The organism is Bradyrhizobium stylosanthis (assembly GCF_001641335.1).
Taxonomy (GTDB): domain Bacteria; phylum Pseudomonadota; class Alphaproteobacteria; order Rhizobiales; family Xanthobacteraceae; genus Bradyrhizobium; species Bradyrhizobium stylosanthis.
This window is the reverse complement of sequence record NZ_LVEM01000002.1, coordinates 60,346-86,450: the sequence shown is the minus strand read 5'-3', so window position 1 is coordinate 86,450 and position 26,105 is coordinate 60,346. Positions and strand designations below refer to the sequence as shown.

Annotated in this window: 22 protein-coding genes; 17 read left to right on the top strand and 5 right to left on the bottom strand. The window is 65.3% G+C overall.

The genetic code is table 11. The features are described 5' to 3' along the window. Nucleotides 1-55: 55 nt before the first annotated feature. A complete protein-coding gene (locus tag A7X65_RS12245; RefSeq protein WP_063685030.1) occupies nt 56-2,626 on the bottom strand; it encodes an ABC transporter permease in 2,571 nt (856 codons plus the stop codon). Next, the gene (locus A7X65_RS12240; RefSeq protein WP_063685028.1) at nt 2,623-3,342 is read right to left on the bottom strand and encodes an ABC transporter ATP-binding protein; all 720 of its coding nucleotides are present in this window, start codon (nt 3,340-3,342) and stop codon (nt 2,623-2,625) included. The genes A7X65_RS12245 and A7X65_RS12240 overlap by 4 nt, the downstream gene beginning before the upstream one ends. Nucleotides 3,343-3,397: 55 nt before the next feature. Here A7X65_RS12240 and A7X65_RS12235 point away from each other — a divergent pair, with 55 nt between their 5' ends. From A7X65_RS12235 to A7X65_RS12175, 13 genes are all read left to right on the top strand, one after another. After that, a complete protein-coding gene (locus A7X65_RS12235) occupies nt 3,398-4,033 on the top strand; it encodes an arylesterase (RefSeq protein WP_063687628.1) in 636 nt (211 codons plus the stop codon). A gap of 173 nt (nt 4,034-4,206) precedes the next feature. Then, a complete protein-coding gene (gene thpR / locus A7X65_RS12230) occupies nt 4,207-4,743 on the top strand; it encodes an RNA 2',3'-cyclic phosphodiesterase (protein WP_063685026.1) in 537 nt (178 codons plus the stop codon). Between the two features lie 207 nt (nt 4,744-4,950). Then, the gene (zapE, locus tag A7X65_RS12225) at nt 4,951-6,138 is read left to right on the top strand and encodes a cell division protein ZapE (RefSeq protein ID WP_063685025.1); all 1,188 of its coding nucleotides are present in this window, start codon (nt 4,951-4,953) and stop codon (nt 6,136-6,138) included. Nucleotides 6,139-6,361: 223 nt separating this feature from the next. Further along, a complete protein-coding gene (mdh, locus tag A7X65_RS12220) occupies nt 6,362-7,330 on the top strand; it encodes a malate dehydrogenase (protein WP_008145224.1) in 969 nt (322 codons plus the stop codon). A gap of 210 nt (nt 7,331-7,540) precedes the next feature. After that, nucleotides 7,541-8,737, top strand: coding sequence for an ADP-forming succinate--CoA ligase subunit beta (sucC, locus tag A7X65_RS12215; protein WP_063685023.1), 1,197 nt, complete (start codon nt 7,541-7,543; stop codon nt 8,735-8,737). A gap of 4 nt (nt 8,738-8,741) precedes the next feature. Next, the gene (locus A7X65_RS12210; protein WP_063685021.1) at nt 8,742-9,221 is read left to right on the top strand and encodes a DUF1579 family protein; all 480 of its coding nucleotides are present in this window, start codon (nt 8,742-8,744) and stop codon (nt 9,219-9,221) included. A gap of 36 nt (nt 9,222-9,257) precedes the next feature. Then, complete coding sequence (gene sucD / locus A7X65_RS12205; protein WP_035702902.1) at nt 9,258-10,142, top strand: succinate--CoA ligase subunit alpha; 885 nt, start codon at nt 9,258-9,260, stop codon at nt 10,140-10,142. A 137-nt stretch (nt 10,143-10,279) separates the two neighbouring features. Next, nucleotides 10,280-13,237: a 2-oxoglutarate dehydrogenase E1 component gene (locus A7X65_RS12200; RefSeq protein ID WP_063685019.1), complete on the top strand. Its 2,958-nt coding sequence runs from the start codon at nt 10,280-10,282 to the stop codon at nt 13,235-13,237. A gap of 161 nt (nt 13,238-13,398) precedes the next feature. Continuing rightward, a complete protein-coding gene (gene odhB, locus A7X65_RS12195; RefSeq protein WP_063687626.1) occupies nt 13,399-14,637 on the top strand; it encodes a 2-oxoglutarate dehydrogenase complex dihydrolipoyllysine-residue succinyltransferase in 1,239 nt (412 codons plus the stop codon). 11 nt (nt 14,638-14,648) lie between these two features. After that, on the top strand, nt 14,649-14,882 hold the full coding sequence (locus tag A7X65_RS12190; protein ID WP_063685017.1) for a hypothetical protein: 234 nt from the start codon (nt 14,649-14,651) through the stop codon (nt 14,880-14,882). 25 nt (nt 14,883-14,907) lie between these two features. Further along, on the top strand, nt 14,908-15,657 hold the full coding sequence (locus A7X65_RS12185) for an SDR family oxidoreductase (RefSeq protein ID WP_063685015.1): 750 nt from the start codon (nt 14,908-14,910) through the stop codon (nt 15,655-15,657). Nucleotides 15,658-15,714: 57 nt separating this feature from the next. Beyond that, nucleotides 15,715-17,115: a dihydrolipoyl dehydrogenase gene (lpdA, locus tag A7X65_RS12180; protein ID WP_063685013.1), complete on the top strand. Its 1,401-nt coding sequence runs from the start codon at nt 15,715-15,717 to the stop codon at nt 17,113-17,115. Between the two features lie 34 nt (nt 17,116-17,149). Then, nucleotides 17,150-17,680, top strand: a complete 531-nt coding sequence (locus A7X65_RS12175; RefSeq protein WP_063685011.1) for a hypothetical protein — start codon at nt 17,150-17,152, stop codon at nt 17,678-17,680. Between the two features lie 89 nt (nt 17,681-17,769). Here the strand turns inward: A7X65_RS12175 and A7X65_RS12170 are convergent, their stop codons facing one another. Then, the gene (locus A7X65_RS12170) at nt 17,770-18,360 is read right to left on the bottom strand and encodes a DUF4337 domain-containing protein (protein WP_063685009.1); all 591 of its coding nucleotides are present in this window, start codon (nt 18,358-18,360) and stop codon (nt 17,770-17,772) included. A gap of 117 nt (nt 18,361-18,477) precedes the next feature. On the opposite strand from A7X65_RS12170, the gene A7X65_RS12165 reads away from it, so the two are divergent. Further along, nucleotides 18,478-19,047 carry a hypothetical protein gene (locus tag A7X65_RS12165; protein WP_063685007.1) on the top strand — a complete coding sequence of 190 codons (570 nt, stop codon included), beginning with the start codon at nt 18,478-18,480 and terminating at the stop codon, nt 19,045-19,047. A 9-nt stretch (nt 19,048-19,056) separates the two neighbouring features. On the opposite strand, the gene A7X65_RS12160 is transcribed toward A7X65_RS12165, so the two are convergent. Continuing rightward, nucleotides 19,057-20,022 (bottom strand): tyrosine recombinase XerC, encoded by a 966-nt coding sequence (locus A7X65_RS12160; protein ID WP_063685005.1) that lies wholly within the window; start codon nt 20,020-20,022, stop codon nt 19,057-19,059. 112 nt (nt 20,023-20,134) lie between these two features. Between A7X65_RS12160 and A7X65_RS12155 the strand changes: the two genes are divergently transcribed. Then, nucleotides 20,135-22,345 (top strand): primosomal protein N', encoded by a 2,211-nt coding sequence (locus A7X65_RS12155; RefSeq protein WP_063685003.1) that lies wholly within the window; start codon nt 20,135-20,137, stop codon nt 22,343-22,345. 420 nt (nt 22,346-22,765) lie between these two features. On the opposite strand, the gene A7X65_RS12150 is transcribed toward A7X65_RS12155, so the two are convergent. Then, nucleotides 22,766-23,266 carry a septal ring lytic transglycosylase RlpA family protein gene (locus A7X65_RS12150; RefSeq protein ID WP_063685001.1) on the bottom strand — a complete coding sequence of 167 codons (501 nt, stop codon included), beginning with the start codon at nt 23,264-23,266 and terminating at the stop codon, nt 22,766-22,768. 649 nt (nt 23,267-23,915) lie between these two features. Here A7X65_RS12150 and A7X65_RS12145 point away from each other — a divergent pair. Together A7X65_RS12145 and atpA are read left to right on the top strand one after the other, a co-directional pair. Continuing rightward, complete coding sequence (locus A7X65_RS12145; protein WP_063684999.1) at nt 23,916-24,476, top strand: F0F1 ATP synthase subunit delta; 561 nt, start codon at nt 23,916-23,918, stop codon at nt 24,474-24,476. Next, the gene (gene atpA, locus A7X65_RS12140) at nt 24,476-26,005 is read left to right on the top strand and encodes a F0F1 ATP synthase subunit alpha (protein ID WP_063684997.1); all 1,530 of its coding nucleotides are present in this window, start codon (nt 24,476-24,478) and stop codon (nt 26,003-26,005) included. Before A7X65_RS12145 ends, atpA begins: the two co-directional genes overlap by 1 nt. The last annotated feature ends 100 nt before the right edge of the window (nt 26,006-26,105 follow it).

Below are 26,105 nucleotides of genomic sequence, written 5' to 3'. Positions count from 1 at the left end.
GTTAATCGCAGGAATCGTGCGATTTCGCTCCTGCGCCGCCCGCCGCTACCTTTTGTCACAAATTGCGCAACACGGTAGCGGGCTTTTTGTTCAATGCCAGCAGCGTTCCCGCGAGCCCGAGCCCGACGGTGACGACCAGGGCGGCCGCCACAACGCCCGCCGCGCTGCCCGCCTGCCAGACGAAGCTGAGCGTCATCAGCCGCGTCACGATCATCCAGGCGGCGACGCTGCCGGCGATCACGCCGAACACCGCGGTGGCAAGCCCGATCAGGAGGTATTCGAGCGCATAGGCGCCGAGCAGCCGCAGCCGCGTCGCGCCCAGAGTCTTGAGGATCACCGCATCGTAGACCCGGTGACGGTGGCCGGCGGCCAGCGCCCCGCCCAGCACCAGGATCGCCGATATCAGGGTCACCGCGCTGGCGCCGCGGATCGCCAGCGCCAGGTTTGTCACGACCGAGCCGACCGTCTCCATCACCTCGCGCACCCGCACGCTGGTCACCATGGGGTAGGCGTCGGCCACCTGCTTGATGATCTTGCCGTCGCCCGCGGCATCGCCGCCGGCCTCGGTCAGCGTCGCGATGTGGGTGTGGGGGGCGCCCTTGAAGGCATTGGGCGAGAACACCAGGACGAAATTGATGCCCATCCCCTGCCAGTCGATGTTGCGCAGATTGCTGATCTTCGCCGGGATGTCGCGGCCGAGCACGTTGACCACGACCTCGTCGCCGAGCTTGAGGCCGAGCCCGTCGGCGATCTTCTTCTCCATCGAGACCAGCGGCGGACCGGAATAGTCCGCGCTCCACCACTCGCCCTCGACCACCTTGGACCCCTTCGGCATCTCGGCCGTGTAGGTCAGGCCGCGGTCGCTCTGCAGCACCCATTCGGAATCCGTAGTGGGCTTGAGCTCCTCGGCGCGGACCCCGCGTGCGGCGACGATGCGGCCGCGCAGCATCGGCACGTCCTCGACCTTGGCGCCGGGCGCGATCTTTTGCAGATAGCCGTCGAACTGCTCGGCCTGGGTGCTTGGGATGTCGATGAAGAAGAACGAGGGGGCGCGGTCGGGCAGGGCGGCGAGGAACTGCCGCCGCAGATTGCCGTCGATCTGGGTGATGGTGACGAGCACGGCGAGCCCGAGACCCAGCGACAGCACCACCGACGGCGTCAGCGCGCCCGGCCGGTGGATGTTGGCGATCGCCAGCCGCAGCATCGGCAGCCGGGTCCGCGGCAGCCGGCGTGCGATCGTCATCAGTAGGGCGGCGATGCCGCGGAGCAGGGCGAACACGACGACGGAGGAGGCCACGAACACCGCGGCGATGCGCTTGTCGAAGGAGAGCCCGATCACGACCGCGATGAGCAGCGCGATCACGACCGCCATGAACACGAGATAGCTCGCGCGCGGCCGGTGCCATTCGGAGCTGATGGTGTCGCGGAACAGCGCGGCCACCGGCACGTCGTGCACGCGGGCGAGCGGCCACAGGCCGAAGGCGAGCGCGGTGAGCAGGCCGTAGACGAAGGACAGCGCGAGCTCGTCGGCATGCACCGCGGGCACCACCGGCAGCGGCAGCAGCTTGCCGAACAGCCCGACGATGGCGAACGGCATGGCGGCGCCGAGCGCAAGGCCGATCACCGAGCCGATCGCCGCGAGCAGGACGACCTGCGCCAGATAGATCCCGAACACGTCGCGCCCCGTTGCGCCGACGGCCTTGAACGCCGCGATCACTTCGAGCTTGCGGTCGATGTGGCTCTTGACGGCATTGGCAACGCCGACGCCGCCGACCAGCAGCGCGGCGAGGCCGACCAGCGTCAGGAACTGCGTGAAGCGATTGATGTTGCGCTCGAGCTGCGGCGAGGCATTGGAGCGGCTGCGGATCTCCCAGCCGGCCTGCGGCGCGGCATTGCGCGCGTCCGCGATGAAGGTCTCGGTGGCGCGCTCGCTGTTGGCGGTATCGGGCAGCTTCACCCGGTACACCCAGCGCACCAGGCTGCCGGGCTGGATCAGCCCGGTGGCCTTCAGGCCGGCCTCGCTGATCAGGAAGCGGGGGCCGAAGCCGATGCCGCCGGCGAGCTTGTCGGGCTCGGCTTCGACAGTGGCGCGGATCTGGAAGGTTGCGCTGCCGATGGTGACGCGGTCGCCGGTCTTGAGCGAGAGCCGTGCGAGCAGCGTCGGATCGGCGGCGGCGCCGAATGCGCCGTCGCGCATCGCGAGCAGATCGGACATCGGCATGGGCGGCGCAAGCGTCAGCTGGCCCAGCATCGGATAGGTGTCGTCGACGGCCTTCATCTCGACCAGCGCGAGCTGGCCGTCGGCCGAACGCGCCATGCCGCGCAGCGTGGCGGCGGTCGAGACCGTGCCGCGCGAGCGCAGGAACGCGACCTCGTCAGGCTTGGCCTCGCGCTGGAACAGCACGAACGAGACGTCGCCGCCGAGCAGCGTGCCGCCCTCGCGGGCGAGGCCGTCGGACAGGCTCGCCGAGACCGAGCCGACGCCGGCGATCGCCATCACGCCGAGCGCGATGCAGGCGATGAAGACATAGAAGCCGCGCAAGCCCCCGCGCAATTCGCGCAAGGCATAGCGCAGCGACAGCGCGACGGCGCTCGGCCTCGCGAAGGGTTCGCTAGCGGCGCTCATGCCGGCGCGGTCTGCGTGTCGATGCGCCCGGAGCGCAGGCGGATGACGCGATCGCAGCGATGCGCGAGCGAGGAATCGTGCGTCACCAGCACCAGCGTCATGCCGCGTTCGGCATGCTTGGTGAAGAGCAGGTCGACGATCTGCTTTCCGGTGGCCTCGTCGAGATTGCCGGTCGGCTCGTCGGCGACGAGGATCGCGGGATCGGGCGCCAGCGCGCGCGCGAGCGCGACGCGCTGCTGCTCGCCGCCGGAGAGCTGCGTCGGATAATGATGCAGGCGATCACCGAGGCCGACGGAGTGCAGCTCCTGCGCCGCGCGCTTTGCGGCGTCGGGATTGCCGGCGAGCTCGAGCGGCACGGCGACGTTCTCCAGCGCCGTCATGGTCGGGATCAGATGGAAGGACTGGAAGACGATGCCGACCTGGCGGCCGCGGAAGCGCGCGAGCGCATCCTCGTCGAGGGCATTGAAAGGCGTGCCCGATACCACCACCTCTCCGCTATCAGGACGCTCCAGCCCCGCCATCACCATCAGCAGCGTGGATTTGCCCGAGCCTGACGGGCCGATCAGGCCGATCGTCTCGCCCGAGGCGACGCGCAGGCTGATATCCTTGAGGATGTGAACGCGTGCCGCACCCGTGCCCAATGAGAGATTGACGTTGGAGATGGCAATGGTGTCCGCGGCAGCGGCGAGGGAAGAGGGTTCGATGCGAGTGTCCATGGTCCGGTCATATGGCAAGTCCGATGGCGCGGTCGAGAGGCGTTACGGAATGTTCATGCACATAGCCGTGTTGATGCTCGCTTTGATGACGCTTGCGAACCCGGCTTGGGCGGAAGCGACAAAACCGCTGAAGCTTGTCGTCCTCGGCGATTCCTTGAGCGCCGGCCTTGGCCTCCCGGCCCAGGATGCGTTCCCCACAAAGCTCCAAAAAGCCTTGCAAGCCAAAGGCATAGCGGTCGACATGACCAACGCCGGGGTGTCCGGCGACACCTCCTCCGGCGGCCGCGACCGGCTCGACTGGTCGGTGCCCGACGGAACCGGTGGCGTCATCGTCGAGCTCGGCGCCAACGACGCGCTGCGCGGCATCGATCCCGCCCTGACGCGCACCGCGCTCACCGACATCGTCCAGCGTCTCAAGGCGCGCAAGATTCCGGTGATGCTGTGCGGCATGGTGGCGCCGCCGAATTACGGCGCCGATTACGCGGCGCGCTTCAATTCGATTTATCCGGATCTGGCGAAGACATTTGACGTGCCGCTCTATCCGTTCTTCCTCGAGGGCGTTGCCGCCGACGCCAAGCTCAACCAGGCCGACGGCATCCATCCGACCGCGGCGGGCGTCGACATCATCGTCGGCAACATCATGCCCACGGTGGAGGCATTCCTTGGCACGATAACCGAGCAGCGGCGTTGAAAAGCAGGCAGTGCTAACCCTAATTCCCAGGGTTTTCCCGGGGTAAGGCGCGCGATGCTTCGCAGAGTCACACAACTGCGATAGGAATCAGGGTACCGGTGATTCGTCGCCGGCTCTAATTTGGATATGGTTCTCGCTCGAGGGCCGTGCCCAAGCATCGGGAGTGCGAAACGATGCCGCGTTTGTTCACTGGTCTGGAAATTCCGGCCGAGATCGGCCAGTCGCTTTCCAACTTGCGGGGCGGCCTTCCCGGCGCCCGGTGGATCGATCCCGAAAATTATCACGTCACCCTGCGCTTCATCGGCGATATCGACGGCGTCTCCGCCAACGAGATCGCATCGATGCTGTTTCGCGTCGACCGCAAGCCGTTCGAGGTGAAGGTGCAGGGGCTGACCAGCTTCGGCGGCCGCAAGCCGCGGGCAGTCGTTGCGACGATTGCGCCGAGCAAGCCGCTGATGGAGTTGCAGGCCGAGCTCGAACGCATGATGCAGCGGATCGGTCTCGATCCCGAGGGACGAAAGTTCATCCCGCACGTCACGCTGGCCCGTCTGCACGACGCCTCCGACCGCGACGTCGCCGACTATCTCTCGATCCGCGGCTACTTCCCGAGCAAGGCGTTCATGGCCGAGCGTTTTGTCTTGTTCTCGTCGCGCGCATCGACGGGTGGCGGCCCGTATGTCGTCGAGGACGCCTACGAGCTGTGTGAGTGACGTAACGCGCGTGCCCCGGACGCGGCGCAGCGCGAAGCGGTGCGCTGCTGAGCCGGGGCGCAACGCTCCACGCTCAATGTACGAAACAGTGGGTCCCGGCTCTGCGCAGCGGCGTTACACGCTGTAGCGCGTCCGGGACACGGAACGCATACCCCGCCCACCAATTCACGGCTTGCAATTTCCGCCCATCTCTGGCGGTAAAGGGCCATGCTCTCCACCCCAGATTCCTCATTCCGCGAGGCATACCAGGCCGAAATCGCATCCGGTGCGATCGAGCCGGATGCTGCGCAGGCCGAGGTCGCCGAGGCCTATGCGGCGCTCGACCAGCGGCTCGCGACCTACAAGCCCGCGCGCAAGCAGGGCCTGCTCAGCCGCCTGTTCAGCAGCAGCGACAAGGACGATGCGCCGCACGGGCTCTACATCCATGGCGAGGTCGGCCGCGGCAAGACCATGCTGATGGATCTGTTCTTCCAGCACGCGAGCGTCGAGCACAAGCGCCGCGCGCATTTCCACGAATTCATGGCGGAAGCACATGAGCGCATCTACGATTATCGCCAGGCCATCGCGCGCGGCGAGATCGCGGACAGCGACGTCATCGCGCTGACCGCGACGGCGATCTTCGAGGAAAGCTGGCTGCTCTGCTTCGACGAATTCCACGTCACCGACATCGCCGACGCGATGATCCTGGGACGCCTGTTCGCAAAGCTGTTCGAGCTCGGCACCGTCGTGGTCGCGACCTCCAACGTCGCGCCCGACGATCTCTACAAGGGCGGCCTCAACCGTTCGCTGTTCCTGCCCTTCATCAAGCAGATCACCGATCACATGGACGTCGCGCGGCTCGATGCGCGCACCGACTTCCGGCTGGAAAAGCTGCAGGGCGTGCCGATGTGGCTGACGCCGGCCGACGGCGATGCCGATGCCGCGCTCAACCGCGCCTGGGTGAAGATGACCGGCAATGCCAAGTGCAAGTCGCGCGACATCACGATCAAGGGCCGCATCCTGCACGTGCCGTGCTCGGCCCATGGCGTGGCGCGGTTCGCCTTCGCCGATCTCTGCGAGAAGCCGCTCGGTGCATCCGACTACCTCAGGCTCGCGCACGACTATCACACCATCCTGGTCGACCATATTCCAGTGATGGACTTCTCCCAGCGCAACGCGGCCAAGCGCTTCATCACGCTGATCGATACGCTCTATGACAATGCCGTGAAGCTGATGGCCTCCGCCGACGCCAACCCGATCTCGCTCTACCTCGCCACCGAGGGCAACGAGGCCATGGAGTTCAAGCGGACCGCCTCGCGCCTGATCGAGATGAGCTCGGAATCCTATCTGGCGCTGGCGCACGGCCGCAAGGATTCCACCGCCAGCGGCTCCACCAAGGGCCTGGTGGAGACTTAAGTCCTATTTGCCAGCGCTGTCATTCCGCACCCGTCCGCTGTCGCGGGCGAGGGCGAAATCCGGTGCGTGACTTTCGGGTTAACGGCGCGCAAGCGGGCAGAAATGACAGGGATGCGCTTGTATACGCCCGACAAATGGGCATCCCCCGACTTGAACGGGGGAGGCGAAAGGGATAACCACCCATCAGTTTTTCCCTCCTTGGATGTCTAAAGGACAGGTTCACATGGCGCGCGACAAGATTGCTTTGATTGGCTCCGGTCAGATCGGCGGAACGCTGGCTCACCTCATCGGCCTGAAAGAACTGGGCGACGTCGTGATGTTCGACATCGCCGAGGGCGTTCCCCAGGGCAAGGCGCTCGACATCGCGCAGTCCTCGCCGGTTGACGGCTTCGACGCCCACTACACCGGCGCGAACTCCTACGAGGCGCTCGACAACGCCAAGGTCTGCATCGTCACCGCCGGCGTTCCGCGCAAGCCCGGCATGAGCCGCGACGACCTTCTCTCCATCAACCTCAAGGTCATGGAGCAGGTCGGTGCGGGCATCAAGAAGTACGCCCCCGACGCCTTCGTCATCTGCATCACCAACCCGCTCGACGCGATGGTCTGGGCGCTGCAGAAGGCCTCGGGCCTACCGCACAAGAAGGTCGTCGGCATGGCCGGCGTGCTCGACTCCGCGCGCTTCCGCTACTTCCTGGCCGACGAGTTCAACGTCTCGGTCGAAGACGTCACCGCCTTCGTGCTCGGCGGCCATGGCGACACCATGGTGCCGCTGGTGAAGTACTCCACCGTCGCCGGCATCCCGCTGCCCGACCTCGTGAAGATGGGCTGGACCTCGCAGGCGCGCCTCGACGAGATCGTCGACCGCACCCGCAACGGCGGCGCCGAGATCGTCAACCTGCTCAAGACCGGCTCGGCCTTCTACGCCCCCGCCGCTTCCGCGATCGCGATGGCCGAGAGCTATCTGCGTGACAAGAAGCGCGTGCTGCCGTCGGCGGCGTACCTCAACGGCGAATACGGCGTGAAGGACATGTATGTCGGCGTGCCGGTCGTGATCGGCTCCAAGGGCGTCGAGCGCGTCGTCGAGATCGAGCTCGCCGGCAAGGACCGCGAGGCCTTCGACAAGTCGGTCGGCGCGGTGCAGGGCCTGGTAGACGCCTGCAAGAAGATCGCCCCCGATCTTCTCGGCCGCTAAGGCGCAAGCAACACCCCGCCGAAGATCGAAAACCGGTCTTCGGCGGTTTCACTTCCGGAGCCCTTCTGACCGGGGCGGGCCTCCGGTTCGGTAGTCCAGATTTCCGATGTCAAAGAATCCGGGTTGCAGTTCCTGTGGTATATGGTATGCCAGCCACAAGACTGAGGTGGGCCCAAGAGGTCACCGCCCGCGGGTTCAGGGAGCGACCATATGAATATCCATGAATATCAGGCCAAAGCGCTGCTGGGTGAGTTCGGCGTGCCGATCTCCAAGGGCGTCCCGGTTCTCAAGGCCGCCGACGCGGAAGCCGCTGCCAAGGCGCTGCCCGGTCCGGTCTATGTGGTGAAGAGCCAGATCCATGCCGGCGGCCGCGGCAAGGGCAAGTTCAAGGAAGCCTCGGCCGGCGACAAGGGCGGCGTCCGCATCGCCAAGTCGGCCGCAGAGGTCTCCGAGTTCGCCAAGCAGATGCTCGGCGCAACCCTCGTGACGATCCAGACCGGCCCCGCCGGCAAGCAGGTCAACCGCCTCTACATCGAGGACGGCTCCGACATCGACAAGGAATTCTATCTCTCGCTCCTGGTCGACCGCGAGACCTCGCGCGTCTCGTTCGTCGTCTCGACCGAAGGCGGCGTCAACATCGAGGACGTCGCGCACAACAATCCCGAGAAGATCGTCACCTTCTCCGTCGATCCCGCGACCGGCATCATGGGCCATCACGGCCGCACCGTCGCCAACGCGCTGAAGCTCTCCGGCGACCTCGCCAAGCAGGCCGAGAAGCTCACCGCGCAGCTGTTCACGGCCTTCGTCGCCAAGGACATGGCCATGCTGGAGATCAACCCGCTGGTCGTGACCAAGCAGGGCCAGCTCCGCGTGCTCGACGCCAAGGTGTCGTTCGACGACAACGCGCTGTTCCGTCATCCCGAGGTGCTCGCGCTGCGCGACGAGACCGAGGAAGACGCCAAGGAAATCGAGGCGTCGAAGTACGACCTCAACTACGTCACCCTCGACGGCAACATCGGCTGCATGGTCAACGGCGCCGGTCTTGCCATGGCGACGATGGACATCATCAAGCTCTACGGCATGGCGCCGGCGAACTTCCTCGACGTCGGCGGCAGCGCCAGCAAGGAGAAGGTCGCGGCCGCGTTCAAGATCATCACCGCCGATCCCAACGTGAAGGGCATCCTGGTCAACATCTTCGGCGGCATCATGAAGTGCGACGTGATCGCCGAGGGCGTCACGGCTGCGGTTCGCGAAGTCGGCCTCAGCGTGCCGCTGGTGGTCCGCCTCGAAGGCACCAATGTCGAGCTCGGCAAGAAGATCATCCGTGAATCCGGACTGAACGTGGTGCCCGCCGACAATCTCGACGACGCCGCGCAGAAGATCGTGAAGGCCGTCAAGGGAGGCTAAGGCCATGACCCAGGACCATCTCGCCGCATCATCTCCGCTCACCGAACATGCGCGCCTCGCCGCGTTCGCCGGCGAATGGGATGGTGAGGAGGTGGTCTTCCCGTCGCGCTGGACGGCGGGCGGTTCGGCAACCTCGCACGTCGTCGCGCGCATGGACCTCAACGGATTTTACCTGATCCAGGATGCGGTCCAGATGCGCGACGGCAAGCAGAGCTTCGCCACCCACGGCCTCTTCACCTACGACCGCGACGACCGGACCTACAAATTGTTCTGGTACGACTCGCTCGGTTACACGCCGCCCTCGCCCGCCTCCGGCGGGTGGGTCGGCAAGACCCTGACTCTGGTGCGCGGCTCGCTCCGCGGCAATGCGCGCCACGTCTACGAGATCATCGACGACCAATCCTACTCGTTGAAGATCCAGTTCTCGCCGGACGCGGAAGGCTGGGCTGACGTCCTCACCGGCGTCTACCGCCGCATCCACTGACCCTCTCACTCTGTTAGTTTCGCGAAAGCAGACCTCATGTCCATCCTGATCGACAAGAACACCAAGGTCATCTGCCAGGGCTTCACCGGCAAGAACGGCACCTTCCACTCCGAGGCCGCGATCGCCTACGGCACCAAGATGGTCGGCGGCACCTCGCCGGGCAAAGGCGGCTCGACGCATCTCGGCCTGCCGGTGTTCGACACCGTGCGCGATGCGCGTGAGAAGACCGGCGCCGACGCCTCGGTGATCTACGTGCCGCCGCCGGGCGCAGCCGACGCGATCTGCGAAGCCATCGACGCCGAGATCCCGCTGATCGTCTGCATCACCGAGGGCATTCCCGTCATCGACATGGTCCGCGTGAAGCGCTCTCTGGCCGGCTCCAAGTCGCGCCTGATCGGGCCGAACTGCCCGGGCGTCATGACCGCCGGCGAGTGCAAGATCGGCATCATGCCCGCCAACATCTTCAAGACCGGCTCCGTCGGAATCGTCTCCCGCTCGGGCACGCTGACCTATGAAGCCGTGTTCCAGACCTCCCAGGAAGGCCTCGGCCAGACCACCGCGGTCGGCATCGGCGGCGACCCGGTCAAGGGCACCGAGTTCATCGACGTCCTCGAAATGCTCCTGGCCGACCCCAAGACCGAGTCGATCATCATGATCGGCGAGATCGGCGGTTCCGCCGAGGAGGACGCCGCCCAGTTCCTCAAGGACGAGGCCAAGCGCGGCCGCAAGAAGCCGATGGTCGGCTTCATCGCCGGCGTCACCGCACCTCCCGGCCGCCGCATGGGCCATGCCGGCGCGATCATTTCGGGCGGCAAGGGCGACGCGGGTTCCAAGACCGAGGCGATGAAATCGGCAGGGATTACAGTGTCCCCGTCGCCCGCCCGCCTCGGGCACACGCTTGCCGAAAAATTGAAGGGCTAATTCACTTCTTCGTGCTTTTCCGGGCGAAGTTTCGCAGCAAATAGGGTAAAGGGTGCCTGTCGCGTCGAGCCTCTGCCGGGGAGCTCGACGCCAGCGCCGTTTGTTATGCGCGAACCGAAATCGCCAGGAACTCAAGTATGTCTCGCCAGGACGCGAACGCAGCCTTTGCCCTGTCATCCTTTTTGCAGGGCACCAACGCCACCTACATCGACGAAATCTACGCCCGCTACGAGAAGGACCCGTCCTCGGTCGACGCCGAGTGGCAGGAGTTCTTCAAGAGCCTCAACGACCAGCCCGCCGACGTCCGGAAGAACGCCGAGGGCCCGTCCTGGGAACGCGACAACTGGCCGCTCACCCCGAAGGATGACCTGACCTCCGCCCTCGACGGCAACTGGGCCGAAGTCGAGAAGGCGGTCGGCGCCAAGATCGCCGCCAAGGCGCAGGCCAAGGGCGCCGACATCTCCTCCGCCGACGTGCTCCAGGCGACGCGCGACTCCGTCCGCGCCCTGATGCTGATCCGCTCCTACCGCATGCGCGGTCACTTCCACGCCAAGCTCGATCCGCTCGGCATCGAAGCCCAGCGCAACCGCGAAGAGCTCGACCCGCGCACCTACGGCTTCACCGAAGCCGATTACGACCGCAAGATCTTCCTCGATCACGTGCTCGGCCTCGAATATGGCAGCTTGCGCGAGATCACCGCGATCTGCGAGCGCACCTACTGCCAGACGCTCGGCGTCGAGTTCATGCATATCAGCAACGCCGCGCAGAAGGCCTGGATCCAGGAGCGCATCGAGGGTCCGGACAAGGAGATCTCGTTCACCCGCGAAGGCCGTCGCGCCATCCTGATGAAGCTGGTCGAGACCGAAGGCTTCGAGAAGTTCTGCGACACCAAGTTCACTGGCACCAAGCGCTTCGGCCTCGACGGCGGTGAATCGCTGATCCCCGCGCTCGAGCAGATCATCAAGCGCGGCGGCAATCTCGGCGTGAAGGAGATCGTGCTGGGCATGCCGCATCGCGGCCGCCTCAACGTGCTCACGCAAGTGATGGGCAAGGCGCACCGCGCCCTGTTCCACGAGTTCAAGGGCGGCTCGGCCAATCCCGACGCGGTCGAAGGCTCCGGCGACGTCAAGTATCACCTCGGCGCCTCTTCGGACCGTGAGTTCGACGGCAACCGTATCCATCTGTCGCTGACCGCCAATCCCTCGCATCTCGAGATCGTCGATCCCGTCGTGCTCGGCAAGGTGCGTGCGAAGCAGGACCAGCACGGCGATCCGCCGGACATGCGTATCTCGGTGCTGCCGCTCTTGATGCACGGCGACGCCGCGTTCGCCGGCCAGGGCGTGGTCGCCGAATGCTTCGGCCTGTCCGACCTGAAGGGCTACCGCACCGGCGGCTCCGTGCACTTCATCGTCAACAACCAGATCGGCTTCACCACCTATCCGCGCTATTCTCGTTCTTCGCCTTACCCGTCCGACGTCGCGAAGATGATCGACGCGCCGATCTTCCACGTCAACGGCGACGATCCGGAAGCGGTGGTGTTCGCGGCCAAGGTCGCGATCGAGTTCCGGCAGAAATTCCACAAGCCCGTCGTCATCGACATGTGGTGCTATCGCCGCTACGGCCACAACGAGGGCGACGAGCCGGCGTTCACCCAGCCGGTGATGTACAAGCGGATCGCGGCCCATCCCTCGACCCTCACGCTCTACGCCAAGCGCCTGATCGCCGAAGGCGTGGTCACCGAGGGCGAGGTCGACAAGCTTAAGGCCGACTGGCGCGCCCGGCTCGATGCCGAGTTCGAGGCCGGCACCTCCTACAAGCCGAACAAGGCCGACTGGCTCGACGGCAAGTGGTCCGGCTTCAAGATCGCCGACCAGGAAGAGGACGCGCGCCGGGGCGTCACCGGCGTTGATCTCCCTGTTCTCAAGGACATCGGCCGCAAGATCACCAAGGTGCCGGACGGCTTCCGCGTCCACCGCACCATCCAGCGCTTTCTCGACAATCGCGCCAAGGCAATCGACACCGGCGTCGGCATCGACTGGGCGACCGGCGAGGCGCTGGCGTTCTGCACGCTGCTCAACGAGAACCATCATGTCCGTCTGTCGGGACAGGATTCGGAGCGCGGCACCTTCTCGCAGCGTCACTCCGTCCTGATCGACCAGGAAGACGAGAGCCGCTACACGCCGTTCAATCACCTCGGCCACGAGCAGGGCCATTACGAGGTCATCAACTCGCTGCTGTCGGAAGAAGCGGTGCTCGGCTTCGAATACGGCTATTCGCTCGCCGAGCCGAACACGCTGACCCTGTGGGAAGCCCAGTTCGGCGACTTCGCCAACGGTGCGCAGGTCGTGTTCGACCAGTTCATCTCTTCGGGCGAACGCAAATGGCTGCGCATGTCCGGCCTCGTCTGCCTGCTGCCGCACGGCTATGAGGGCCAGGGACCGGAGCACTCCTCGGCGCGTCTGGAGCGTTATCTCCAGATGTCCGCCGAAGACAACATGCAGGTGGTCTACCCGACCACGCCGGCGAACTACTTCCATGCGCTGCGCCGCCAGCTGCATCGCGAGATCCGCAAGCCGCTGATCATGATGACGCCGAAGTCGCTGCTGCGCCACAAGCGGGCGGTCTCGCGTCTCGAGGAGCTCGCGAAGGGAACGACCTTCCACCGCATCCTGTACGATGACGCCCAGATGCTGCCGAACGAGGCGATCAAGCTCGTCCCCGACGAGAAGGTCCGCCGCATCGTGCTGTGCTCCGGCAAGGTCTATTACGACCTCTACGAGGAGCGCGAGAAGCGCGGCATCGACGACATCTACCTGATGCGCGTCGAGCAGCTCTATCCGGTGCCGCTGAAGGCGCTGGTGGCCGAGCTGTCGCGCTTCAAGAAGGCCGAAGTGGTGTGGTGCCAGGAAGAGCCCCGCAACATGGGTGCCTGGCACTTCATCGAGCCCTATCTGGAGTGGGTGCTGAACCAGGTGAACGGCGTGAGCCGGCGTCCGCGTTATGTCGGCCGCGCCGCTTCCGCCGCGACCGCGACTGGTCTGATGTCCAAGCATCAGGCGCAGCTGAAGGCCTTCCTGGACGAAGCACTGAGCTGAACTTTCTGAACTGCGTCATGCCCCGCCGGAAGGCGGGGCATCCAGTACTTCGCGGCGTTCGTGCTGATCACTGACGTCTCGTCGTACTGGATCGCCCGCTTTGGCGGGCGATGGCATTTGAAATTCATGACCGCACCGGCGATCTCCTTAAGGAAAAGACCATGACTGAAATTCGTGTGCCGACGCTCGGCGAATCCGTCACCGAGGCCACCATCGGCCGCTGGTTCAAGAAGGCTGGCGACCCGGTCGCCGTCGACGAGCCCTTGGTGGAGCTCGAGACCGACAAGGTCACCATCGAAGTCCCCGCGCCGTCGGCGGGCACGCTGAGCGAGATCATCGCCGCCGATGGCGCTACCGTTGCGGTCGGTGCGCTGCTCGGTCAGATCACCGATGGCGTCGGCGCTGCCAAGCCTGCTGCTGCGCCTGCCAAGCCCGCTGCTGCTGCGCCGGCTGCTGCCGCTGCGGCTCCGGCTGCTGCGCCGAAGGCGCCGCCGGCCGATGCGCCGCTTGCCCCGTCCGTCCGCAAGCTCTCCGCCGAAAGCGGTGTCGACGCCTCGACCGTTCCGGGCTCCGGCAAGGATGGCCGCGTCACCAAGGGCGACATGCTCGCCGCGATCGAGCGCGCCGCTTCCGCGCCGACCCCGGTGAACCAGCCCGCCGCCGCCGTGCAGGTCCGCGCGCCGTCGCCGGCCGATGACGCCGCCCGCGAAGAGCGCGTCAAGATGACCCGCCTGCGCCAGACCATCGCGCGCCGCCTCAAGGACGTGCAGAACACCGCGGCCATGCTCACGACCTTCAACGAGGTCGACATGACCAACGTCATGGCCCTGCGCGCGCACTACAAGGATGCATTTGAGAAGAAGCACGGTGCCAAGCTCGGCTTCATGGGCTTCTTCACCAAGGCCGTCGTGCAGGCGCTGAAGGACATCCCGGCCGTCAACGCCGAGATCGACGGCAGCGACCTGATCTACAAGAACTATTATCACATCGGCGTCGCCGTCGGCACCGACAAGGGCCTCGTCGTGCCCGTGGTGCGCGACTGCGACCACAAGTCGATCTCCGACATCGAGAAGGGCATCGCCGATTTCGGCCGCCGCGCCCGTGACGGCCAGCTCAAGATCGACGAGATGCAGGGCGGCACCTTCACCATCACCAACGGCGGCATCTACGGCTCGCTGATGTCGACCCCGATCCTGAACGCGCCGCAGTCCGGCATCCTCGGCATGCACAAGATCCAGGAGCGGCCGATGGTGATCGGCGGCAAGATCGAGGTCCGCCCGATGATGTACCTGGCGCTGTCCTACGATCACCGCGTCATTGATGGCAAGGAAGCCGTCACCTTCCTGGTTCGCGTCAAGGAGAGCCTGGAAGATCCGGCGCGCCTGGTGCTCGATCTCTGAGGGAGGCGACGATGGGGGAGCCGTCGCTTGCGCATGCGCTCATCTCCATGGTGCCGTTCCTGCTGACCACCCTTATCTTGTTCTTCTTCGCGATTCCGATCAGTCGAAGAAAAGGTAAGGGGGTCGGCTTTGCCGCCTGGTGCCTGATTCCGTTTCTCACGCCCTTCATTCTGTTCCATCTGGTGAGCCTCACGGACAAGTCCGTGCTGGATCGATTGGCAGCTCTTGAGGGCAAGACGTCGTAGTGCGCTCGAACTCGTGGGGATTGATGTGACCGATAAAGTCGTTGTCATCACCGGCGGCAGCCGTGGCATTGGCCGCGCGACCGCGATTGCGGCGGCTGCGCGCGGCTATCGCGTCGTGGTCGGCTATGCCAGCAACAAGAAGGCCGCCGACGAGGTTGTCGCCCAGATCGAGGCCGGCAACGGCAAGGCGATCGCGGTGAAATGCGATGTCGCCGAGGAAGGCGACATCCTCGATCTGTTCAAGCAGGCCGACAAGTTCGGCACGTTGGCCGCGCTCGTCAACAATGGCGGTATCGTCGGCACCAGCGGCGTGCGGGTCGACGAGATGTCGGCCGAGCGCATCCAGCGCGTGCTGGCGGTCAACGTCACCGGCTCCATCCTCTGTGCGCGCGAGGCCGTGAAGCGGATGTCCACCAAGCACGGCGGCAAGGGTGGCGTCATCGTCAACCTGTCCTCGGTCGCGGCGCGTCTCGGCGCGCCCAACACCTATGTCGACTATGCCGCGTCCAAGGGCGCGATCGATTCCTTCACCACCGGCCTCGGCTATGAGGTCGCGGGCGAAGGCATTCGTGTCGCAGGCATCCGGCCGGGCCTGATCGATACGGAAATTCACGCCGCCGGCGGCGAGCCCGACCGCGCCCATCGTCTGGCCCATATGGTGCCGATGAAGCGCGTCGGCACCGCCGATGAAATCGCCAATGCCATCGTCTGGCTGATGTCGGACGAGGCTTCCTACATCACCGCAGCAACTCTCGATGTGTCCGGCGGACGCTGACGCGCCGCGCGGACGCTGACACATCCCCATCACGCTAAACCTACGGGACTTTCTCTCATGGCTACCTACGATCTCGTCGTCATCGGCACCGGACCGGGCGGTTATGTCTGCGCAGTGCGCGCTAGCCAGCTCGGCATGAAAGTCGCCGTGGTCGAAAAGAACGCAACGCTCGGCGGCACCTGCCTCAACGTCGGCTGCATGCCGTCCAAGGCACTGCTGCACGCCTCCGAGATGTTCGAGGAAGCCGGGCATTCCTTCGCCAAGATGGGCGTGTCGGTGTCATCGCCGAAGCTCGATCTTCCCGCGATGATGAACTTCAAGCAGCAGGGCATCGACGGCAACGTCAAGGGCGTCGAATTCCTGATGAAGAAGAACAAGGTCGACGTGCTCAAGGGCACCGGCAAGATCCTGGGGACCGGCAAGGTCGAAGTCTCCGCCGACGGTAAGTCGCAGATCGTTGAGACCAAGAACATCGTGATCGCCACCGGCTCCGACATCGCGCGCCTCAAGGGCATCGAGATCGACGAGAAGCGCATCGTGTCCTCGACCGGCGCGCTGTCGCTGGACAAGGTCCCGGGCAAGCTGCTCATCGTGGGCGCCGGCGTGATCGGCCTCGAGCTCGGCTCGGTGTGGAAGCGCCTCGGTGCTGAAGTCGTCGTCGTCGAATTCCTCGACCGCATCCTGCCCGGCATGGACGGCGAAATTGCAAAGCAATTCCAGCGCATCCTCGAGAAGCAGGGCTTTGCGTTCAAGCTCGGCGCCAAGGTCACCGGCGTCGACACCTCCGGCAAGACGCTGAAGGCGACCGTCGAGCCCGCCGCCGGCGGCGCCGCCGAGACGCTGGAAGCCGACGTCGTTCTCGTCTGCATCGGCCGCGTGCCCTACACCGAAAGCCTCGGCCTCAAGGAAGCCGGCGTGGCGCTGGACAATCGCGGCCGCGTCCAGATCGATCCGCATTTCGCCACTAGCCTGAAGGGCGTCTATGCGATCGGCGACGTCGTCGCCGGCCCCATGCTCGCGCACAAGGCCGAGGACGAGGGCGTTGCGGTTGCCGAGATCATCGCCGGCCAGGCCGGCCACGTGAACTACGACGTGATCCCGGGCGTCGTGTATACCACGCCGGAAGTGTCCTCCGTCGGCAAGACCGAGGAAGAACTGAAGCAGGCGGGTGTCGCCTATACCGTCGGGAAGTTTCCCTTTACCGCCAACGGCCGCTCCAAGGTCAACCAGACCACCGATGGTTTCGTGAAGATTCTCGCAGATGCGAAGACCGATCGCGTGCTCGGGGTGCACATAATCGGCATTGAGGCCGGCGAAATGATCCATGAAGCCTGCGTCCTCATGGAATTTGGGGGCAGTGCGGAAGATCTGGCGCGGACCTGCCACGCCCATCCGACCCGCTCGGAGGCCGTCAAGGAGGCCGCGCTTGCAGTCGGCAAGCGGGCCATCCATATGTAGGCTCGCGCCCAACGACGAATCGGGCGGGAAACACATGCTGCGCCGCCTATTGCAACCGGTCTGGGTCCTGCTTGCGATCATCTTCCTGATCGAAGCATGGCTATGGGACCATCTCGAGCCGATCGTCGCGCGGGTTGTCGCAGCCATCCCGCTCGCGCGCTTCAAGCAATGGCTGTCGGACCGCGTCGACGCGCTGTCGCCGTCGATGACGCTCATCATCTTCGCGGTGCCGATCATCCCGCTGTTTCCGCTCAAGCTGATCGGCCTGTGGCTGCTCGCTCACGAATACTGGTTCAGCGGCGTGTCCACGTTCCTGTTTGCGAAGATGCTCGGCGTCGGCGTCACCGCCTTCGTGTTCGACGTCACGCGCGACAAGCTCCTGGAGATGCACTGGTTCGAGCGGACCTACGAGCTCGTGCTGAAGGTGCGCGCCAAGGCGCACGAGATGGTCGACCCGATCAAGCGCCGCATCCGCGAGCTGATCGCCGGCAACGGCGAAGGCTGGTCGTCACGCACGCTGCGCCTGATCCAGCGTTTCAGGAAGAGCGTGCACGAGGCGCGCTAGCTCAGCCAAGTCCTCCGCTGTCGTCCCGGCCTAGTGCGCAATTGCGCACGGGGGGCCGGGACGACGGCGGAGTGTGGTGCGTCAGCCCCTCAATGCAAATGCAGCAGATGCGGCCACCACAGGCCGAGCGCCGTCATGAGCAGGCCGGCGAGGGTCAGGACGCCGCCGACATAGGCGAGCGCGATCATGCCGGTGATGATGGTGGCCGAGGCCAGCACGATGCCGATCTGGAAGGCGGCGGAGGCCAGCTCGAAATGATGGTACTTCGCGGTCGCCTCGTCGCGCTCGTGCTCGGCATGCTTGGCCTTCTCGGCGAGCTGCTCGGTGCCTTCGCCGGTCTCGGGCTCGGAGCGGTAGCGCGCCGCGGTCTTGGTCCAGTCGTCGACCTGCTTCTGCACGAGCGCCTTCTGGGCGTCGTCGGTCGCACTGGCCAGCGTCAGCTTGCCCTGCTCGGAGGCGGTCAGCACCACGGTGCGACGGATGCTCTTGGCCTGGAAGAATGCCCAGAGATTGGCGGCCTCGACGTTCTTGCTGATCGATTCGGTCTGGGCGCCCTTGCCAAGCGTTTCCGAGATCGCCAGGAACAGCGCCAGCACGGCGATCAGGAGCGCGATCTTCTTGTTCGATCCGGACGCGTGCTCGGCGTGCTCGGCATGCTCCATGCTTTCGTGTGCGCTCATAAATCCCTCCTGGCCATTTACCAACGATTGACCGAACCGCGCGACGGGCGCAAGTGCCAAGCGCCATGACGGTTGCAATTAATGGTCTGGCGTTCAGGGCTGCTCTAGTCCTGTCCCATGAGCACCGCGGAATTCATCGCAGCCTGCTTCTGGCCGTTCATTGTCCTCGCGGCCCTTGCGCTATGGAAGGCCCGCAACAGCGCGGCTTTCTCGTTCATCGGCAAGATCGTCTTCGTGGTCTGCGCGGCCTATCTCGGCCTGTTGCTGTTTTATGACAAGAGCTCGATCATCGCCGTCAATGACGTTCATGTCGGCCTCGTCGTTCTCGGCCTCGCGATGATCGGCTCGCAGCTGCGACAGCCGCTTTACGGCTCATGGCGCGACAAGGCGAAGCCGTTGGCCTTCATGATCCTGATCGTGCTGCTCGGCGCCGGCCTTGCCTTGTATGCCGGACGAATGCTGGTGCTCGATCACCTGACGTCGCGGATCGTGATCGAAGGCCGTGTCGATCGTGCGTGGAGGTCGACCGGCAGCAGGCGGGCGGACTATCTCGTCCGCATCGCAGGCCAAACGGTGAAGGTCACGGCGCCGCTCTACGAACGGCTGGAGAGATTCAAACCGGTGGTCAGCGTCGAGGTTGGTCGCGGCTCGAACTACGTCTACGGGATCGAATATCTTGGCAACTGAGCCGCAGCCTCACCGCCGCGGATGCGCGCTTGCATAGACTTCCAGCAGGCGCTCGGAATCGATGCCGGTGTAGATCTGCGTGGTCGAGAGCGAGGAATGGCCGAGCAGTTCCTGGATCGCGCGCAGATCGCCGCCGCGCGAGAGCAGATGCGTGGCGAAGGAGTGGCGGAGCGCGTGCGGCGTGGCGCTGTCGGGCAGCCCGAGCGCGCCGCGCAGCCGCTCCATCGCGAGCTGGATGATGCGCGGCGAGAGCGGGCCGCCGCGCGCGCCGACGAAGATCGGTCCCTCCGCCGGCAGCGGGTAGGGGCACATCGCGACGTATTCCTGCACCAGCTCCAGCACGTTCTGCAGCACCGGCACCATGCGGGTCTTGTTGCCTTTGCCCGTCACGACCAGCACGTCGCCCTCGCCGGGCTTCGGCACTTCGCGGCGCTTCAACCCCAACGCTTCGGAGATGCGCAGGCCCGAGCCGTACAGCAGCGCCATCACCGCGGCATCGCGCGCGAGGATCCAGGTCTCGCGTTCCTCGCCGGCGCGCTCGTCGGCATCGGCAAGACGCTTTGCGGAGGCCATTGGCAGCGGCTTCGGCAGGCTTTTTGCGACCTTCGGTGCGCGGATTGCGGAGAGCGCGCCCACCTTGCCCTTGCCCTCGCGCTCGAGGAAGCGGCCGAAGGAGCGCAGGCCCGCCAACGCGCGCATCAGTGAACGGCCGGCGATGTCGTCGGCGCGGCGCATCGCCATGAAGGCGCGCACATCGGTCGCTTCCAGCGCGGCGAAGCGGTCGAGCGTCACGCGCTCGCCCCAATGGGCACAGAGGAAATCCAGGCACTGCCGCAAATCGCGGCCATAGGCCTCCAGCGTCTTCGGCGACAGCCGCCGTTCGGCGCCGAGATGCGACAGCCAGCGCGCCATCTCCTGCGCGATCGAGGGATCGGCGCTGGCGAGCTCGATCTGGGGGGCGGCCGCTTTGCTCATGCGCTCTGGACGTAATGATTCCGCACAGTATATCGCATCACATCCGTTTACCGTTCGCTAAGGCCGCGCCGCGGCGCTAGCCTGAAGGCCCCAAGGTTCCGATTCTCTCCTCATGGATCATACCTCGCGCAGCAACGCCGCCCCCGCCAACGCGACCCGCATGGTCGACGTGCTGGTGCCGGTCGCGCTCGACCAGACCTATTCCTACAAGATCCCGCGCGGCATGGAGCTGAAGGCGGGCGATCTGGTCGGCGTCCCGCTCGGGCCGCGCGAGGTGCTTGGCGTGGTCTGGGGCGAAAACGCCAATCCCGATCCGCGGCTGCACAACCGCCTGAAGGAGGTCAGCGAGAAGCTCGACCTCGCGCCGCTCAAGCCCGAGCTGCGCTCGGTGGTCGACTGGGTCGCCAATTACACGCTGAGCCCGCGCGGCATGGTGCTGCGCATGTGCCTGCGGATGGGCGAAAATCTCGGCCCGGAGCGGGTGCGCCCCGGCGTGCGGCTGACAGGCGATCCCCCCAAGCGGCTGACGCCCGCGCGGGCGCGCGTGATCGAGGTGCTGTCGGACCGGCTGCTGCACGGCAAGTCCGAGGCGGCGAAGGAGGCGGGCGTCTCCGCCGGCGTGATCGACGGCCTCGTTGATGAAGGCACGCTGACGGTCGAGCCGATGCCGCCACCGGCGCCGCCGCCAGCTCCTGATCCGGAATTCGGCCGTCCGGATTTCTCGCCGCTGCAGCGTGCCGGCGTCGATGCCATGCGCGCGCTCGCGGCCAACGGCACCTTCCACGTCGCGCTGCTCGACGGCGTCACCGGCTCGGGCAAGACCGAGGTCTATTTCGAGGCCGTCGCGGAAGTCATGCGCCGCGGCAAGCAGGCGCTGATCCTGATGCCGGAGATCGCGCTCACCGGCCAGTTCCTCGACCGCTTTGCGCTGCGCTTCGGCGTGCGCCCGATCGAGTGGCACTCCGAGCTCACGCCGCGCACCCGCGCGCGCAACTGGGCTGCGATCGCCGACGGAAGCGCGCCGGTCGTGGTCGGCGCGCGCTCGGCGCTGTTTCTGCCTTACGCCAATCTCGGCCTCATCGTGGTCGATGAAGAGCACGACCAGGCCTACAAGCAGGACGAGGGCGTGCATTACCACGCCCGCGACATGGCGGTGGTGCGCGGGCACATCGCAAAAATCCCGGTCGTGCTGGCCTCCGCCACGCCGTCGGTGGAATCCGAGGTCAATGCGCGCAAGAACCGCTATCAGCGCGTCGCGCTGCCCTCGCGCTTCGGCGGCCAGCACATGCCGCATATCGAGGCCATCGACATGCGCCGCGAGCCGCCTGCGCGCGGCCGCTATATCTCGCCGCGGCTTGCCGGCGAGATCAAGAAGGCGATCGAGAAGCGCGAGCAGGCGCTGCTGTTCCTCAATCGCCGCGGCTATGCGCCGCTGACGCTGTGCCGCGGCTGCGGCCATCGCTTCGCCTGCACCATCTGCGATGCCTGGCTGGTCGATCACCGCTTCCGCCAGCGCCTCGTCTGTCATCACTGCGGCTTCTCGATGCCGCGCCCGCATCTCTGCCCGCATTGCTCGGCCGAGGAATCGCTGGTCGCGGTCGGGCCCGGCGTCGAGCGCCTGCAGGAAGAGGCGGCCGCGCTGTTCCCGGACGCGCGCACCATGGTGCTGTCGAGCGATCTCATCACCTCGATCGAGACGATGCGCTCGGAACTTGCCGAGATCGCCGAAGGGCGCGTCGACATCATCATCGGCACCCAGCTCGTCGCCAAGGGCCACAATTTCCCGCGGCTCAATCTCGTCGGCGTGGTCGATGCGGATCTCGGCCTCAGTAACGGCGATCCGCGCGCGGCGGAGCGCACCTGGCAATTGCTCAACCAGGTGATCGGCCGCGCCGGCCGCGAGCAGGGCCGCGGCGTCGGCTATCTCCAGACGCATCAGCCCGATCATCCCGTCATGAAGGCGCTGATCGCCTGCGACCGCGAGGCCTTCTACGACAGCGAGATCGACCTGCGCGAGCGCACGCTCTATCCGCCGTTCGGCCGCCTCGCGAGCTTGATCATTTCGGCAGGCGACCGCCCGAACGCGGAAGGCTTTGGCCGCAGGCTGGTGGCGCTCGCGCCGCGCGATGAGCGCGTCGTGGTGCTCGGCCCGGCCGAAGCACCGCTCGCGGTGATCAAGGGCCGCTACCGGTTCCGCATCCTGGTGAAATCGGCGCGCGGTTTCGATCTCTCGGACTATTTGCGCAACTGGCTCGCGGTGTGTCCGAAGACGACGGGCAATCTGAAGCTCGAGGTCGACGTCGATCCGCAGAGCTTCTTGTAAACCTCGAGCTCTCGTAGGGTGGGCAAAGCGAAGCGTGCCCACGAATTCTTTCCATCGCGAGAAATCGTGGGCACGGCGCTCCGCGCCTTTGCCCACCCTACGGCACCTCTTGTAGGGTTCCCCGCTCTCTCCCCGTCATTGCGAGCGCAGCGAAGCAATCCAGAGTGTTTCCGCGGAGGCAGTCTGGATTGCTTCGTCGCTGCGCTCCTCGCAATGACGATGTTGATGACGTGGTGCGGAAACCCTCGGTCTCGTGCCCCGGACGCAGCGCGTCCGGGACACGAGATGCGACCACACAAACAAAAAGCCCGCCGTCCCCCAAGACGGCGGGCTTGTTTCACCCGGGCTGATCCCGCCGCTCACAATGTCCGCGGACGATGACGGGAACTGCGCTGGTCGGTAGAGGCGCTTTAGCGCCCCTTAGGAGACGACTTCCGCGGTGACGCGGCCGACGCCGGCACCAGTGAGGCCGATGGCGCGGGCTGCGCCCGTGGAGAGGTCGAGCACGCGGCCGCGGATGAACGGGCCACGGTCATTGATGGTGACGATGACGCTCTGGCCGCCATGGGTGACGCGGAGCTTGGTGCCGAACGGCAGCGAACGGTGCGCCGCGGTCATGGCGTTCTGGTTGAAGCGCTGGCCCGAGGCGGTCCGGCTGCCGGACTCGTTGCCGTAATAGGAGGCCATGCCGGAGAAGCTGCGGCCGGTGCCCTGCGACGGCGTCATCGCGGCGTTGGCATTGCGCCAATCGGAAGTCGCGTTGGTATCGGCCTGGGCGTGGTGGCGGTGATGATGATGACGGTGATGCCGGGATTTGGCGGAAGCCTCGGTGGCAGTTCCACCGACGATGAGAGTTGCAGCAACGAAAGCGATCGCCGTGCGCGGCCGGGTCACAGAGCCCAGCGTCTTCAAAGACAGCATTTAGTGGTCCCTAAGCTAGTATTGCCACATATGTGGCTAGTGGAGCCCCCGTAAGTTTGTGAGCGGTTTGGCGTTTCGATTCCCAATGCGGCGTGAATTGGGCAGTAAATCCGTTACGTGTCGCTATGTAATATCTTGTGACTGGCACCGATATTGCAGCCGATGTTCCGTAATCTTTCTCTTTAAGGATTCTTTAACCAATCGATTACTCATGAATACTGTAGAGCGAAGTCATCACACTTGGCGTTTAGAATTGGGTAAGTATTCGGGAAGAGCTGGCAGCCCGGTCCGAGTCACGGCTCAGCGATCCGTGTTCATGGCCGCTATGCGCTGAGGGCAGGAACGAAACGGCGCGATGCCGCCGTAAGGCTCACGGCAATTCCGTGACGTGGCAGGCCGTCGTCCAGATCATCAAAGAAGTGTCGTGGACTGCGACGAACTGGCGACAGAACCTCATGCCTTTAATTTGGCGTCATGTTGCACGTGCGCGCCTGCTATGTTAGCAAAGCCGCGATTTTAACGGACCCGGCACTTCCCGTGTCGGCCGGAAATCAAAGTCCCGCTTGAATTCCAAGGGCTTGGATCGCTAGGCGCCGCTTTGTGGCGACGGTTTTTCCCTTGCGAATTTGACAGCTAAAAGAGCGCGTCTGTGGCTGCAGAAGATACGTCCGTTTCAGGTGTGTCCGGCCGTTATGCAACGGCCTTGTTTGAACTGGCCCGCGACCAGAAAGTGGTCGACGAGGTCAAAGCCGATCTCGACAAGTTCGAGGGTCTGCTGAACGAAAGCGCTGATCTCAAGCGCCTCGTCCGCAGTCCGGTGTTTGCGGCCGATGCCCAGTCCAAGGCCCTCTCGGCCGTGCTGGCCAAGGCCGGCATCGCCGGGATCTCCGCCAATTTCCTCAAAGTGCTGACCGCCAACCGCCGCCTGTTCGCGGTGGCCGACGTCATCCGCGCCTATCGCGTCCTTGTCGCCAAGTTCAAGGGCGAGACGACGGCCGATGTCACGGTGGCGGAAGCGCTCTCTGACAAGAATCTCGACGCCCTCAAGGTTGCCCTGAAGTCGGTGACCGGCAAGGACGTCGCGCTGAACGTGAAAGTCGATCCCTCGATCATCGGTGGCCTCGTCGTCAAGCTTGGCAGCCGCATGGTGGATGGTTCGCTTCGCACCAAACTCAATTCGATCAAGCACGCGATGAAAGAGGCAGGCTGATGGACATCCGCGCCGCGGAAATTTCCGCGATCCTCAAGGACCAGATCAAGAATTTCGGCCAGGAAGCTGAAGTCTCCGAAGTCGGACAGGTGTTGTCCGTCGGCGACGGCATCGCCCGCGTCTACGGTCTGGACAACGTCCAGGCCGGTGAAATGGTCGAGTTCGAGAACGGCACCCGCGGCATGGCGCTGAACCTCGAAACCGACAACGTCGGTGTCGTTATTTTCGGTGCCGACCGCGAGATCAAGGAAGGCCAGACCGTCAAGCGCACCCGCGCCATCGTGGACGCGCCGGTCGGCAAGGGCCTGCTCGGCCGCGTCGTCGACGCGCTCGGCAACCCGATCGACGGCAAGGGCCCGATCCAGGCCGACAAGCGTATGCGCGTCGACGTCAAGGCGCCCGGCATCATTCCGCGCAAGTCGGTGAACGAGCCGATGGCGACCGGCCTCAAGGCGATCGACGCCCTGATCCCGATCGGCCGCGGCCAGCGCGAGCTGATCATCGGCGACCGTCAGACCGGCAAGACCGCGATCGCGCTCGACACCATCCTGAACCAGAAGCCGCTGAACGCGCAGCCGGACGAGAACATCAAGCTGTACTGCGTCTACGTCGCGGTCGGCCAGAAGCGTTCGACCGTCGCGCAGTTCGTGAAGGTGCTGGAAGAGCAGGGCGCGCTCGAATATTCGATCGTCGTCGCCGCCACCGCGTCCGATCCGGCGCCGATGCAGTACATCGCGCCCTTCACCGGCTGCACCATGGGCGAGTACTTCCGCGACAACGGCATGCACGCGGTCATCATCTATGACGACCTTTCGAAGCAGGCCGTCGCCTACCGCCAGATGTCGCTGCTGCTGCGCCGCCCGCCGGGCCGCGAAGCTTACCCGGGCGACGTCTTCTATCTCCACTCCCGCCTGCTCGAGCGCGCGGCGAAGCTGAACAAGGACCAGGGCTCGGGCTCGCTGACGGCGCTGCCGGTCATCGAAACCCAGGCCAACGACGTGTCGGCCTACATCCCGACCAACGTCATCTCGATCACCGACGGCCAGATCTTCCTGGAAACCGACCTGTTCTTCCAGGGCATCCGTCCCGCGGTGAACGTCGGTCTGTCGGTGTCGCGCGTCGGTTCGTCGGCGCAGACCAAGGCCACCAAGAAGGTCGCCGGCAAGATCAAGGGTGAGCTCGCGCAGTACCGCGAAATGGCGGCGTTCGCGCAGTTCGGCTCCGACCTCGACGCCTCGACCCAGCGCCTGCTCAACCGCGGCTCGCGTCTGACCGAACTCCTGAAGCAGCCGCAGTTCTCGCCGCTGAAGATGGAAGAGCAGGTCTGCGTGATCTGGGCCGGCACCAACGGCTATCTCGATCCGCTGCCGCTCAACAAGGTGCGCGCGTTCGAGGACGGTCTGCTGTCGCTGCTGCGCGGCAAGCACGTCGACATCCTCAACTCGATCCGCGACAGCCGCGACCTCTCCGACGACACCGCTGGCAAGCTGAAGTCGGTGGTCGAAGGCTTCGCGAAGAGCTTCGCGTAAAAAAAGAACGTCATGGCCGGGCTTGTCCCGGCCATCCACGCGTTACCGCGTGGAAGACGAAGACGTGGATGCCCGGGACGAGCCCGGGCATGACGACTGG

Bases quoted from the DNA above. Each gene is read 5' to 3' on its own strand.
- A7X65_RS12245 (WP_063685030.1), bottom strand. From the start codon at position 2,626: ATGAGCGCCGCTAGCGAACCCTTCGCGAGGCCGAGCGCCGTCGCGCTG.
- A7X65_RS12240 (WP_063685028.1), bottom strand. From the start codon at position 3,342: ATGGACACTCGCATCGAACCCTCTTCCCTCGCCGCTGCCGCGGACACC.
- A7X65_RS12235 (WP_063687628.1), top strand. From the start codon at position 3,398: ATGCACATAGCCGTGTTGATGCTCGCTTTGATGACGCTTGCGAACCCG.
- thpR (WP_063685026.1), top strand. From the start codon at position 4,207: ATGCCGCGTTTGTTCACTGGTCTGGAAATTCCGGCCGAGATCGGCCAG.
- zapE (WP_063685025.1), top strand. From the start codon at position 4,951: ATGCTCTCCACCCCAGATTCCTCATTCCGCGAGGCATACCAGGCCGAA.
- mdh (WP_008145224.1), top strand. From the start codon at position 6,362: ATGGCGCGCGACAAGATTGCTTTGATTGGCTCCGGTCAGATCGGCGGA.
- sucC (WP_063685023.1), top strand. From the start codon at position 7,541: ATGAATATCCATGAATATCAGGCCAAAGCGCTGCTGGGTGAGTTCGGC.
- A7X65_RS12210 (WP_063685021.1), top strand. From the start codon at position 8,742: ATGACCCAGGACCATCTCGCCGCATCATCTCCGCTCACCGAACATGCG.
- sucD (WP_035702902.1), top strand. From the start codon at position 9,258: ATGTCCATCCTGATCGACAAGAACACCAAGGTCATCTGCCAGGGCTTC.
- A7X65_RS12200 (WP_063685019.1), top strand. From the start codon at position 10,280: ATGTCTCGCCAGGACGCGAACGCAGCCTTTGCCCTGTCATCCTTTTTG.
- odhB (WP_063687626.1), top strand. From the start codon at position 13,399: ATGACTGAAATTCGTGTGCCGACGCTCGGCGAATCCGTCACCGAGGCC.
- A7X65_RS12190 (WP_063685017.1), top strand. From the start codon at position 14,649: ATGGGGGAGCCGTCGCTTGCGCATGCGCTCATCTCCATGGTGCCGTTC.
- lpdA (WP_063685013.1), top strand. From the start codon at position 15,715: ATGGCTACCTACGATCTCGTCGTCATCGGCACCGGACCGGGCGGTTAT.
- A7X65_RS12175 (WP_063685011.1), top strand. From the start codon at position 17,150: ATGCTGCGCCGCCTATTGCAACCGGTCTGGGTCCTGCTTGCGATCATC.
- A7X65_RS12170 (WP_063685009.1), bottom strand. From the start codon at position 18,360: ATGAGCGCACACGAAAGCATGGAGCATGCCGAGCACGCCGAGCACGCG.
- A7X65_RS12165 (WP_063685007.1), top strand. From the start codon at position 18,478: ATGAGCACCGCGGAATTCATCGCAGCCTGCTTCTGGCCGTTCATTGTC.
- A7X65_RS12160 (WP_063685005.1), bottom strand. From the start codon at position 20,022: ATGAGCAAAGCGGCCGCCCCCCAGATCGAGCTCGCCAGCGCCGATCCC.
- A7X65_RS12155 (WP_063685003.1), top strand. From the start codon at position 20,135: ATGGATCATACCTCGCGCAGCAACGCCGCCCCCGCCAACGCGACCCGC.
- A7X65_RS12150 (WP_063685001.1), bottom strand. From the start codon at position 23,266: ATGCTGTCTTTGAAGACGCTGGGCTCTGTGACCCGGCCGCGCACGGCG.
- atpA (WP_063684997.1), top strand. From the start codon at position 24,476: ATGGACATCCGCGCCGCGGAAATTTCCGCGATCCTCAAGGACCAGATC.